Source organism: Mesorhizobium sp. USDA 4775 (genome assembly GCF_054062655.1).
In genome coordinates, this window is the sequence record NZ_JBSSFM010000001.1 from 4667482 (window position 1) to 4680277 (window position 12796).

The 12796-nt window shown below is 63.2% G+C and carries 11 protein-coding genes; all 11 read right to left on the reverse strand.

The features are described 5' to 3' along the window. Positions 1 to 19 precede the first annotated feature (19 nt). The 11 genes from ACVILI_RS22840 to ACVILI_RS22890 all read right to left on the reverse strand — a co-directional run bounded on the left by ACVILI_RS22840 (position 20) and on the right by ACVILI_RS22890 (position 12795). Positions 20 to 1525 (reverse strand): NADH-quinone oxidoreductase subunit M, encoded by a 1506-nt coding sequence (locus ACVILI_RS22840; RefSeq protein WP_038647490.1) that lies wholly within the window; start codon positions 1523 to 1525, stop codon positions 20 to 22. Further along, positions 1525 to 3498, reverse strand: a complete 1974-nt coding sequence (gene nuoL / locus ACVILI_RS22845; protein ID WP_038647492.1) for an NADH-quinone oxidoreductase subunit L — start codon at positions 3496 to 3498, stop codon at positions 1525 to 1527. Before nuoL ends, ACVILI_RS22840 begins: the two co-directional genes overlap by 1 nt. A gap of 10 nt (positions 3499 to 3508) precedes the next feature. After that, on the reverse strand, positions 3509 to 3817 hold the full coding sequence (nuoK, locus tag ACVILI_RS22850; RefSeq protein ID WP_019858930.1) for an NADH-quinone oxidoreductase subunit NuoK: 309 nt from the start codon (positions 3815 to 3817) through the stop codon (positions 3509 to 3511). Position 3818: 1 nt separating this feature from the next. After that, complete coding sequence (locus ACVILI_RS22855; protein WP_019858932.1) at positions 3819 to 4439, reverse strand: NADH-quinone oxidoreductase subunit J; 621 nt, start codon at positions 4437 to 4439, stop codon at positions 3819 to 3821. 126 nt (positions 4440 to 4565) lie between these two features. Then, the gene (gene nuoI / locus ACVILI_RS22860; protein ID WP_027046992.1) at positions 4566 to 5057 is read right to left on the reverse strand and encodes an NADH-quinone oxidoreductase subunit NuoI; all 492 of its coding nucleotides are present in this window, start codon (positions 5055 to 5057) and stop codon (positions 4566 to 4568) included. Then, positions 5057 to 6100 carry an NADH-quinone oxidoreductase subunit NuoH gene (nuoH, locus tag ACVILI_RS22865; RefSeq protein ID WP_038647495.1) on the reverse strand — a complete coding sequence of 348 codons (1044 nt, stop codon included), beginning with the start codon at positions 6098 to 6100 and terminating at the stop codon, positions 5057 to 5059. Before nuoH ends, nuoI begins: the two co-directional genes overlap by 1 nt. A 2-nt stretch (positions 6101 to 6102) precedes the next feature. Further along, positions 6103 to 8184, reverse strand: coding sequence for an NADH-quinone oxidoreductase subunit NuoG (gene nuoG, locus ACVILI_RS22870; protein WP_038647497.1), 2082 nt, complete (start codon positions 8182 to 8184; stop codon positions 6103 to 6105). A gap of 73 nt (positions 8185 to 8257) precedes the next feature. After that, a complete protein-coding gene (locus ACVILI_RS22875) occupies positions 8258 to 8953 on the reverse strand; it encodes an NADH-ubiquinone dehydrogenase (RefSeq protein WP_038647499.1) in 696 nt (231 codons plus the stop codon). Positions 8954 to 9014: 61 nt separating this feature from the next. After that, the gene (nuoF, locus tag ACVILI_RS22880; protein WP_019858939.1) at positions 9015 to 10319 is read right to left on the reverse strand and encodes an NADH-quinone oxidoreductase subunit NuoF; all 1305 of its coding nucleotides are present in this window, start codon (positions 10317 to 10319) and stop codon (positions 9015 to 9017) included. A 10-nt stretch (positions 10320 to 10329) separates the two neighbouring features. Next, entirely contained in the window at positions 10330 to 11604 is a 1275-nt protein-coding gene (locus ACVILI_RS22885) for an NADH-quinone oxidoreductase subunit E (protein WP_038647500.1), read from the reverse strand. Beyond that, the gene (locus ACVILI_RS22890) at positions 11605 to 12795 is read right to left on the reverse strand and encodes an NADH-quinone oxidoreductase subunit D (RefSeq protein WP_019858941.1); all 1191 of its coding nucleotides are present in this window, start codon (positions 12793 to 12795) and stop codon (positions 11605 to 11607) included. Position 12796: the final 1 nt, after the last annotated feature.

A 12796-nucleotide genomic window follows, 5' to 3' on the forward strand; every position in this document is an offset into this window, starting at 1 on the left:
GGTTCGCAAAACCCCTGGGTCAGTTCGCCGCCGCGGTTTGCGCGGCGCCGATGGATGCGGTGACATTGGTGACGAGCGACTTGACCGACTGGGCCGTCGCGTCGAAGACGGGAGCGGGATAGACGCCGAAGAAGATGACCAGCGCGACCAGCGGGTAGATGATCACCTTCTCGCGCAACGACAGGTCGAGCAGCCCCTTCAGACTGTCCTTGGTCAGCGCGCCGAAGATCACCCGGCGGTAGAGCCAGAGCGCGTAGGCCGCCGACAGGATGACGCCCGTGGCGGCGAAGAACGCCACCCAGGTGTTGACCCGGAACACGCCGAGCATGGTCAGGAACTCGCCGACGAAACCACTGGTGCCGGGCAGGCCGACATTGGCCATGGTGAAGACCATGAACACGGTGGCGTATTTCGGCATGTTGTTGACCAGCCCGCCATAGGCAGCGATCTCACGCGTGTGCATGCGGTCATAGATGACGCCGACGCACAGGAACAGCGCGCCCGAGACCAGGCCGTGGCTGAGCATCTGGAAGATGGCGCCCTGCAGGCCTTCCTGGTTCATGGCGAAGATGCCCATGGTGACGAAGCCCATATGGGCGACCGAGGAATAGGCGATCAGCTTCTTCATGTCGTCCTGCATCAGCGCCACCAGCGAGGTGTAGATGATGGCGACGACCGACAGCGTGAACACCAGCGGCGCGAACATTTCCGACGCCAGCGGGAACATCGGCAGCGAGAAGCGCAGGAAGCCGTACCCACCCATCTTAAGCAGAATTGCGGCCAGGATCACCGAGCCCGCCGTCGGCGCCTCGACGTGCGCGTCGGGCAGCCAGGTGTGCACCGGCCACATCGGCATCTTCACCGCGAAGGAGGCGAAGAAGGCGAGCCATAGCCAGGTCTGCATATTGGCAGGGAAGCTGTGCGTCAGAAGCGTCGGAATGTCGGTCGTGCCCGACTGATAGAACATCGCCATGATGGCGAGCAGCATCAGCACCGAACCGGCGAGCGTGTAGAGGAAGAACTTGAACGAGGCGTAGACGCGCCGCTTGCCGCCCCAGACGCCGATGATGATGAACATCGGGATCAGGCCGGCTTCGAAAAAGACGTAGAACAGCACGATATCCAGCGCGCAGAACACGCCGATCATCAGCGTTTCGAGCAACAGGAAGGCGATCATGTAGGCCTTGACGCGCTTCTCGATCGCTTCCCACGAGGCCAGGATACAGAGCGGCATCAGGAACGTCGTCAGGATGACGAACAGCATGGAAATGCCGTCGACACCCATATGGTAGGAAATGCCGGAGTCGAGCCAGGCGGCCTTCTCGACGAACTGGAAGCCTGACTGAGAATTGTCGAAGCCGGTCCAGATGAACACCGAGATGATGAAGGTGAATGTCGTCGTCAACAGCGCGATGGCGCGGATGTTGCGGCGCGCATTTTCGCTGTCATCCTTGATGAACAGGATAAGCAGCACACCAACCAGCGGCAGGAAGGTGACCAGCGAGAGGATTGGCCAGGCGGTCATCAGAGCATCATCCAGGTGACGAGTGCGGCAACGCCGATCAGCATGGCGAAGGCATAGTGATAGAGGTAGCCGGTCTGCAGCTTGACGACGCGGTTGGTGACATCGACGACCCGCGCCGAAATGCCATCCGGCCCGAGCCCGTCGATGACGGTGCCGTCACCGGTCTTCCACAGGAAATGGCCAAGGCGCTTGGCGGGCCGCACGAACAGGAAGTCGTACAGCTCGTCGAAATACCACTTGTTGAGCAGGAAGGCGTAGAGCAAGCGATGGTTGGCGGCGACGCTTCGGGGCAATTCCGGTGAGCGGATGTAGAACTTCCAGGCCACCGCGAAGCCGATCAGCATGGCGATGAAGGGCGACAGTTCGACCCACAGCGGCAGTTCGTGGATTTCGTGCAGGATGTGATTGTCCGGCAGCGTGAACAGCGACGCCTTCCAGAACTCGGCATAGCCTTCGCCGATGAAGGAATTGTGGAAGATGATGCCGGCAAACAGTGCACCCGCAGCCAGGATGAACAGCGGCACCAGCATCACCGGCGGCGATTCATGCACGTGGTGCATCACCTCATGGCTCGCCCGCGGCTGGCCGTGGAAGGTCATGAAGATCAGCCGCCAGGAGTAGAAGGAGGTGAAGCAGGCGGCGATGACCAAAAGCACGAAGGCGAGGCCGGCAACCGAATTGTGGCTGGCAAAGGCGCTCTCGATGATGGCGTCCTTGGAGAAGAAACCGGCGGTGCCGATGACGGTCACCGGAATGCCGACGCCGGTCAGCGCCAGCGTCCCGATCACCATCATCCAGTAGGTGGTCGGGATCAGCTTGCGCAGACCGCCCATCTTGCGCATGTCCTGCTCGTCGGAGACGGCATGGATGACCGAGCCCGAGCCGAGGAACAGCAGCGCCTTGAAGAAGGCGTGCGTGAACAGGTGGAAGATCGCCGCGCCATAGGCGCCGACGCCGAGCGCCACGAACATGTAGCCGAGCTGCGAGCAGGTCGAATAGGCGATGACGCGCTTGATGTCGTTCTGAACGAGACCGACGGTCGCCGCGAAGAAGGCGGTGAAGGCGCCGATGAAGGTCACCACGGTCAGCGCCGAATGCGACAGTTCGAACAGCGGCGACAGCCGCGCCAGCATGAACACGCCGGCGGTCACCATGGTGGCGGCATGGATGAGAGCCGAGACCGGCGTCGGGCCTTCCATGGCGTCCGGCAGCCAGGTGTGCAGCGGCACCTGCGCCGACTTGCCCATGGCGCCCATGAACAGCAGCAGGCAGACGACGGTCATCGCCGCCTGCTTGTCCAGCGCATGGCCGAGGAAGGTCAGCACGGCAGCACCTTGCGGCGCGCCTTCGGCCGGAACGAACGTCGCCGCATTGGCGAAGATGGTGCCGAGATTGACCGAGCCGAACAGCACGAACACACCGAAAATGCCGAGCGCGAAACCGAAATCGCCGACGCGGTTGACGACGAAGGCCTTGATGGCCGCGGCGTTGGCCGACGGCTTCTTGTACCAGAAACCGATCAGCAGGTAGGAGGCGAGACCGACCCCTTCCCAGCCGAAGAACATCTGCACGAGGTTGTCGGCCGTCACCAACATCAGCATGGCGAAGGTGAACAGCGACAGATAGGCGAAGAAGCGCGGCCGGTTCGGATCGTGGTGCATGTAGCCGATCGAATAGATATGGACCAGCGCCGAAACGGTGTTGACCACCACCAGCATCACCACCGTCAGCGTGTCGATGCGCAGTGCCCAGGACACGTCCAGCCCGCCGGACTGGATCCAGTGCAGCACCGGCACGGTGAACACTTCGCCATGGCCGAAGCCGACGCTGAAGAAGGCGACCCACGACAGCACCGCGGAGATCACCAGGAAGCCGGAGGTGATGTATTCGGACGCCTTGGCGCCGAGCGACGTGCCGAACAGGCCGACGATCAGGAAGCCGAGCAGTGGAAGGAAGACGATGGCCTGATACATGGTGGTTCCGTCAACCCTTCATCATGTTCACGTCTTCGACCGCGATCGAGCCGCGGTTGCGGAAGAAGACGACGAGAATGGCAAGTCCGATGGCGGCTTCAGCCGCCGCGACCGTCAGCACGAACAGCGCGAACACCTGGCCGACCAGATCGCCGAGCGCCGCCGAAAAGGCGACGAAGTTGATGTTGACCGCAAGCAGGATCAGCTCGACCGACATCAGGATGACGATGACGTTCTTGCGGTTCAGGAAGATGCCGAACACGCCGAGCGTGAACAGGATCGCCGATACGGTCAGATAATGTGCGATGCCGACGACCATCTCAGACTCCTTCGCCCGACTTGACCTTGCGGATTTCCATGCCGGTGGCCGGCGTGCGGCCGACCTGGGCTGCGATCGACTGCCGCTTGATCCCTTCCTTGTGACGCAGCGTCAGCACGATGGCGCCGATCATGGCAACCAGCAGGATGAGGCCCGAAATCTGGAAGTAGTAGAGGTAGTCGGTATAGAGGATGTCGCCGAGCGCGGCCGTGTTCGAGCGCGTGGCGAGATCGGGGATCGGTTTGGACACTGTCGCGGCCAGCTTCGGCGCGAATGTGTAGCCGCCGAGCACGACGATCAGCTCCGCCGCCAGGATCAGCCCGACCAGCGCGCCGATCGGCGCGTATTGCAGCGCGCCCTCTTTCATTTCAGCGAAGTCGACGTCGAGCATCATGACGACGAACAGGAACAGCACCATGACCGCGCCGACATAGACGACGAGCAGGATCATCGCCAGGAACTCGGCGCCGGTCAGCATGAACAGGCCGGCGGCGTTGAAGAAGGTCAGGATCAGGAACAGCACCGAATGCACGGGGTTGCGCGATGAAATGACCATGAACGCCGACGCCACGGCGACAAAGGCGAAGAGGTAGAAAAAGGCCGCCTCTAGTCCACTCAGCATTGGGGTTCCCCCGGGTTCCTATCCCAAACAGGACATTCGTCGTGTTTGATTTTTGCGACCGCCTCCGGTCGGCAAGTTTCGTTGTGTCCTTAGACGAGGCCCCTCGCCTCGTCCATGCGTCAAATATCAGCGGTACGGCGCATCCAATGAGATGTTGCGCGCCAGTTCGCGCTCCCACCGGTCGCCATTGGCCAGCAGCTTGTCCTTGTCGTAGTAGAGCTCCTCGCGCGTTTCAGTCGCGAATTCGAAATTCGGCCCCTCGACGATGGCATCGACCGGGCAGGCTTCCTGGCAGAAGCCGCAATAGATGCACTTCACCATATCGATGTCGTAGCGCACCGTGCGGCGCGTGCCGTCATTGCGGCGCGGGCCGGCCTCGATGGTGATGGCCTGCGCCGGGCAGATCGCCTCGCACAATTTGCAGGCGATGCAGCGTTCCTCGCCATTGGGATAGCGGCGCAGCGCGTGCTCGCCCCGGAAGCGCGGGCTGGTCGGCCCCTTCTCGTGCGGATAGTTGATCGTCTCCTTCGGCGCGAAGAACTGGCGCATCGACAGGAAGAAGGCGCTGACGAAATCCTGCAGAAGCAGCGATTTTGCGGCCTGGGACAAAGCGGACATCACGCAAACCCCGTGATCTTGAGGAAGGCTGCGGTGGCGACAACCATGAACAGCGAGATCGGCAGGAACACTTTCCAGCCCAGCCGCATCAGTTGGTCGTAGCGGTAGCGCGGCACGAAGGCCTTCACCATCGAGATACCGAAGAACACGAAGCACACCTTCAGCACGAACCAGATGACGCCGGGCACCCAGGTGAAGGGCGCGAAGTCGAAGGGCGGCAGCCAACCGCCGAGGAACAGGATGGTCGCCAGCGCGCACATCAGGACGATGGCGACATACTCGCCGAGGAAGAACAGCAGGAACGGCGTCGACGAATATTCGACCATATGGCCGGCGACCAGTTCCGATTCGGCCTCGACCAGGTCGAAAGGCGGGCGGTTCGTCTCGGCCAGCGCCGAGATGAAGAAGATGATGAACATCGGGAACAGCGCCAGCCAGTTCCAGTCGAGGAAGGAGTTGGGCAGGCCGAGTCTGGTGCCAAGCCCACCCTGCTGCGACATCACGATATCGCTGAGGTTGAGCGAGCCGGCGGTGAGCAGCACGGTGACGATGACGAAGCCGATCGAGACTTCGTAGGAGACCATCTGCGCGGCCGAACGCAGCGCGCCGAGGAACGGATATTTCGAGTTCGACGCCCAGCCGCCCATGATCACGCCGTAGACCTCGAGCGAGGAGATGGCGAAGACATAGAGGATGCCGACATTGACGTTGGCGATCGCCCAACCCTGGTTGACTGGAATGACCGCCCAGGCCGAAATCGCAAGCACCGCCGATACCAGCGGCGCCAGAAGGAACACGCCCTTGTTGGCGCCGGACGGGATGACCGGTTCCTTGAAGACGAATTTCAACAGGTCGGCGAAGGCCTGCAGCGTGCCCCAGGGGCCGACGACGTTCGGGCCACGGCGCAACTGCACCGCCGCCCAGATCTTGCGGTCGGCGTAGAGGATGTAGGCCACGAAGATCAGCAGCACCACGATCAGCACGACTGACTTTAGAAGGATCAGCAGCGCCGGCAGCACGTAGAAGGAGAAGAAGGTGTCCATGCTTATTCCGCCGCCTGCTTGAAGCCGCTCTTGGCCAGTGCCGAGCATTCCGCCATCACGGCCGATGCCCGCGCGATCGGGTTGGTCAGGTAGAAATCCTTGACCGGCGAGGTGAAGGTGCCCTTGTTCAGTCGCCCGCCGAGCTTCGCCACGCCGGCAATGTCCTCGGCATTGCCGGCCGCGACCTGATCGATGCGGGCCAGATGCGGATACTCGCCATAGAGCTTGGCGCGCAGTTGCGGCAGTGAATCGAACGGCAGCTTCTTGCCCAGCACGTCGGACAGGGCCCGCAGAATCGCCCAGTCCTCGCGCGCATCGCCAGGCGCGAAACCGGCGCGGTTGGTCTGCTGCACGCGCCCTTCGGTGTTGACGTAGGTGCCTGACTTTTCCGTGTAGGCAGCCGCCGGCAGGATGACATTGGCGCGATGCGCGCCGTGGTCGCCATGGGTGCCGATATAGACGACGAAGGCGCCGCCGGTCTTGCCCATATCGATCTCGTCGGCGCCGAGCAGAAACAGCACGTCCGTTTCGCCGAGCATACCGGCGACATCCTTGCCACCCTCGCCCGGCACAAAGCCGAGATCGAGGCCGCCGACCCTGGCCGCCGCATTGTGCAGCACGGCAAAGCCGTTCCAGTCGGCGCGAGCGGCATTGACAGCAGCGGCGAGCTTCGCCGCCTGGCCGAGCACGGCCGCGCCGTCGGCGCGCGCCAACGCGCCCTGGCCGATAATGATCAGCGGATGCGTCGCCTTCTTCAGCGTCTGGAAGAACGTGCCATTGCCGTCGGCCAGATCCTTCAGCGAATCCGGCCCGGCACCGAGCAATTCATACTCGTAGCGTGTGTCGCCGACATCGCCGATGACGCCGACCGGCAGATTGCCGACCCGCCAGCGCTTGCGGATGCGGGCGTTGAGCACCGAGGCCTCGAATCGCGGATTGGCGCCGATGATCAGCACCGCATCGGCCTGCTCGATGCCTTCGATGGTCGGGTTGAAAATGTAGCTGGCACGGCCGAGCGCCGGATCGAGTGCGGCGCCATCCTGGCGGCAGTCGACATTCTTAGAGCCGAGCGAAGCAATCAGCAGCTTCAGCGCGTAGATTTCCTCGACCGCCGCGAGATCGCCAGCGATGGCGCCAATCTTCTCGGGCGTGGTCTTCGACACCGCGTCCTTGATCGTCGCGAACGCTTCGGCCCAGCTTGCCGCAACCAGCCTGCCGTCCTTGCGCACATAGGGACGGTCGAGGCGCTGCGTGCGCAACCCGTCCCAGATGAAGCGGGTCTTGTCGGAAATCCACTCCTCGTTCACCTGCTCGTTGACGCGCGGCAGGATGCGCATCACTTCGCGGCCACGGCTGTCGATGCGGATCGCCGAGCCGACGGCGTCCATCACGTCGATGGATTCGGTCTTGGTCAGTTCCCACGGCCGCGCCTGGAAGGCGAAGGGCTTGGAGGTCAGCGCGCCGACCGGGCACAGATCGATGACATTGCCCTGCAGTTCCGAGGTCATCGCCTGTTCGAGATAAGTGGTGATCTCGGCGTCCTCGCCGCGGCCGATCAGGCCGAGTTCGGAAATGCCGGCGACTTCGGTGGTGAAGCGGACGCAGCGCGTGCAATGGATGCAGCGGTTCATCACTGTCTTGACCAGCGGGCCGATATACTTGTCTTCGACCGCGCGCTTGTTCTCATGATAGCGCGAGGAATCGACGCCGAAGGCCATCGCCTGGTCCTGCAGGTCGCATTCGCCGCCCTGGTCGCAGATCGGGCAATCCAGCGGATGGTTGATCAGCAGGAACTCCATCACGCCTTCGCGGGCCTTCTTGACCATCGGCGTGTTGGTGAAGATTTCCGGCGGCTCGCCATTGGGGCCGGGGCGCAAATCGCGCACGCCCATGGCGCAGGAGGCCTGCGGCTTGGGCGGCCCGCCCTTCACCTCGATCAGGCACATGCGGCAATTGCCGGCGATCGACAGCCGCTCATGGAAGCAGAAGCGCGGCACTTCCGCGCCCGCGTCTTCCGCCGCCTGCAGCAGCGTGTAGTGGTCGGGTACAGTGATCTCTTTCCCGTCGACCTTGAGCTTTGCCATTCGCTTCAAACCCCTGCGGATTTCCCGCAATCTCATTTCCCGGGCGCGTCAGACGCAGCGCCCGGCATTTCATTCACTTCTTCGCGGCCAGCACAGCCGCCTGCGCAGTCCACTCGTCACGGCCGATACGGCCATTGAACGACAGATAGTCGTCGACCCAGGCGATCTCTTGCGGCGACCAGGCGGCGATCTGGGCATAGGTCCAGATGCCGAGCCCGTTCAGCACCTTTTCCAGCTTCGGACCGATGCCCGATATCGCCTTGAGGTCGGACGATTTCGCCGGCTTGTCCATAGCCTTGGGCTGCCTGAAATCCTCGGGCAGCAGAACGTCGGCGGCCTCGCTCGTTGCAGGAGCGACATTTACCGCAGGCACCGTGGTGGCGGCTTCCTTGGCGGCGATGTCGGTGACTTCCTGCGCGAAGGACTGCGCCTCGGCAATCATGGTTTTGGCCGTCGCCCGCGCCTTGATGGACGACGAGCTCGCGTCCTCGAATTGCTCGACGCGCGCCTCGAAATCCTCGATCAGCGGCTGCATCAGGCGCTGTGATGCCTCGGCGGCTCCTGTGAGTGCCCCCAGCCAGACGCCGAACGCATGATTTGCAAGCCCGATGCCAAGCGCCGACATTGCCGCCGCACCAGCGACAGGGTGCACGAAAAGGTTGACGGCGCTGGCCATCTCCTTCGGCATCATCCTGGTCAGGTCCTGGTTCATCTTCTCGATCTGGTCCAAATTAGGCATCAATGGGTAGGGTGTCGAATACGGCGCCATAGAGTTCTCCTGGTCGTTTCTTCGTTCGCCCCGCCCCGTTATTCCAGCATTCAAAAATCTTCTATTCCGCCGCCACCATCACCGGTTCGGCCCGATGCGCGTTGCGCGAAAACTCGTCGATGCGCCGCTCCACCTCGCCGCGGAAATGCCGCATCAGGCCCTGGATCGGCCATGCCGCCGCATCGCCCAGCGCGCAGATCGTGTGGCCCTCGACCTGCTTGGTGACGTCGAGCAGCATGTCGATCTCGCGCTTCTGCGCCTCGCCGCGCACCAGCCGCTCCATCACCCGCCACATCCAGCCGGTGCCTTCGCGGCACGGCGTGCACTGGCCGCAGCTCTCATGCTTGTAGAAGTAGGATAGCCGCGCGATCGCCTTCACGACATCGGTCGACTTGTCCATGACGATGACGGCCGCCGTACCGAGGCCGGATTTGAGGTCGCGCAGCGCATCGAAATCCATCGGCGTGTCGATGATCTGCTCGGCCGGAACCAGCGGCACCGAGGCGCCGCCCGGGATGACCGCGAGCAGATTGTCCCAGCCGCCGCGGATGCCGCCGCAATGCGTCTCGATCAACTCGCGGAACGGGATCGACATCGCCTCTTCGACGGTGCACGGATTGTTGACGTGGCCGGAGACACAGAACAGCTTGGTGCCGACATTGTTGGGCCGGCCGAAGGACGAGAACCAGGCTGCACCACGGCGCAGGATGGTCGGCGCCACCGCGATCGATTCGACGTTGTTGACGGTGGTCGGGCAGCCATAAAGGCCGACATTGGCCGGGAATGGCGGCTTCAGCCTGGGCTGACCCTTCTTGCCTTCCAGGCTTTCCAGCAGCGCCGTCTCTTCGCCGCAGATATAGGCGCCGGCGCCGTGATGCATGTAGACGTCGAAATCGTAGCCGGACGTGTTGTTCTTGCCGATCAGCTTGGCCTCATAGGCCTCGTCGATGGCGCGCTGCAGCGCCTCGCGCTCGCGGATGAACTCGCCGCGCACATAGATGTAGGCGGCAATCGCGCCCATGGCGAAGCCGGCGAGCAGCGCCCCTTCGACCAGCGTGTGCGGATCGTTGCGCAGGATGTCGCGGTCCTTGCAGGTGCCGGGCTCGGATTCGTCGGCGTTGATGACGAGGTAGCTAGGCCTGCCATCGCTCTGCTTGGGCATGAACGACCATTTGAGGCCCGTCGGGAAGCCGGCGCCGCCACGGCCGCGCAGGCCGGACGCCTTCATCTCATTGACGATCCATTCGCGCCCCTTGGCGACGATGCCGGGCGTGTTGTCCCAGGCGCCACGCGCCATGGCGCCGGCCAGCGACTTGTCGAACAGGCCGTAGATGTTGGTGAAGATGCGGTCTTTATCCTGAAGCATTTTTCGTCCCTCAGACCGGCTTCTTGCCGAAGACGCGGATGTATTCGGCGACGCCGCCCTTGGCGAGCGCCTTGGCCTGCTTGACCCAGTCGTCGCGCTCGATGCGGCCGTGGAAGGAGAGATAGCCGTCCACCCACTCGCGCTCGGCCTTCTTCCAGGAAGCGACCTGCGCGAAGGTGAAGATGCCCAGCGTATGCAGGACGCCCTCGATCTTCGGGCCGACGCCGGAGATCAGCTTGAGATCGTCGACCGCGGCCGGCCTGTCGATACCGGCCGGACGGTTCTTGTCCTCCAGCGACGGTTTTGCGGGCTTTGCCGCCGGCGCCTTGGCTTCCGGCGCCTTGAAGGCAGAGGCCGGTTCGGCCTTGGCCTTCGGCCCATTGCGCTGCTTGGAGACCTTCTCGACTTCAGGCGCTGCCTTGTTGGCGTTGGCGGCCGAATGCAGCGGCGCCGAAACACTCGCCGCCTTCTCCGCCGCCGGCGCCACCTTGGTCTTTGAGGGTGTCTTCAACGCCGGGCTGGTTTCAGGCGCGTCGGTCTTCGGCTTGCTGGCGTTGGACGGGGCGACGGGAGCGGGTGCCGGAACGGGTGCGGCAATGATCGCGTCGGGTGCCGCCTTGGCGGCCTTCGCTGCCTCCCTGGCTTCCCGGTCGCGGGTCGACTTGAGGATCGCCTTTTCGCTTTTCAGCGTCGTGAGACCAGAGGCCGGCTCCGAGCCGGTGCGGCCATTCTGCGGTCCCGGCACCACCGAGGCGCCCTTGCCCGCATCGTAGAGATCGATGATTTCGGCCAGGCGTTCCGGCGTCAGATCCTCGAACGTATCCTTGAAGATCATCACCATCGGCGCGTTGACACAGGCGCCGAGGCACTCGACTTCTTCCCACGACAAGGTGCCCTTGTCGTTGGTGTGGAACTGGTCGTGATGGATTTTCGAGCGGCAGACATCCATCAGCGCTTCCGAGCCGCGCAGCATGCAGGGCGTGGTGCCGCAGACCTGGATGTGCGCGCGGGTGCCGACCGGATTGAGCTGGTACTGCGTGTAGAAGGTCGCGACCTCGAGCCCGCGAATCCTGGGCATGCCGAGCATGTCCGAAATCGTCTCGATCGCCGCCTTGGTGACCCAACCTTCCTGTTCTTGCGCCAGCATCAGCAGCGGAATGATCGCCGACTGCTCGCGGCCCTTCGGGTACTTCTTGATCCATTGCTTCGCCGCTGCCGCGTTCGCCCGGTTGAAGGCGAAGGATGCTGGCTGGACGCTGGCTTCTGCGAGACGGCGGACTGACATTTAGCGATCGACCTCACCAAACACGATGTCGAGGGAGCCAAGAACGGCGGTGACGTCGGCCAGCATGTGGCCGCGACACAGGAAATCCATGGCTTGCAGATGCGCGAAACCGGGCGCGCGCAGCTTGCAGCGATACGGCTTGTTGGTGCCGTCGGAGACGAGATAGACGCCGAATTCGCCCTTCGGCGCCTCGACGGCCGCATAGACCTCGCCGGCCGGCACGCGATAGCCCTCGGTGTAGAGCTTGAAGTGGTGGATCAGCGCTTCCATCGAACGCTTCATCGCCGCGCGCTTGGGCGGCACGACCTTGCCGTCGAGGTTCGACACCGGGCCGGTGCTTTCCTTGCCGAGCAGAAGATCGACGCACTGGCGCATGATCCTGGCCGACTGGCGCATTTCTTCCATGCGCACGAGGTAACGGTCGTAGCAGTCGCCGTTCTTGCCGATCGGAATGTCGAAATCCATTTCCGAATAGCATTCATAGGGCTGCGACTTGCGCAGGTCCCAGGCCGCGCCCGAACCGCGCACCATGACGCCGGAAAAGCCCCAGGCCCAGGCATCGGCCAGCGAAACGATGCCGATATCGACATTGCGCTGCTTGAAGATGCGGTTGCCGGTCAGCAGCTTGTCGAGATCATCGATCGACTTCAGGAACGGGTCGATCCACTTGCCGATGTCCTCGACCAGCTGGCGCGGCAGGTCCTGATGGACGCCGCCGGGCCGGAAATAGGCGGCATGCATGCGCGAGCCGGAGGCGCGCTCATAAAACACCATCAGCTTTTCGCGCTCGACGAAACCCCACAGCGGCGGCGTCAGCGCGCCGACGTCCATCGCCTGCGTCGTCACATTGAGGATGTGCGACATGATGCGGCCGATCTCGCAATAGAGCACGCGGATCAGCTGGCCGCGCCTCGGCACTTCGATGCCGAGCAGGCGCTCGGCGGCCAGTGCGAAGGCATGTTCCTGATTCATCGGCGCGCAATAGTCGAGCCGGTCGAGATAAGGCACAGCCTGCAGATAGGTTTTTGCCTCGATCAGCTTTTCGGTGCCGCGATGCAGCAGCCCGATATGCGGATCGACGCGATCGACGACTTCGCCGTCGAGCTCAAGCACGAGGCGCAAAACGCCGTGCGCCGCAGGATGTTGCGGGCCGAAATTGATGTTGAAATTGCGGACGGAGGTCTCAGCCATT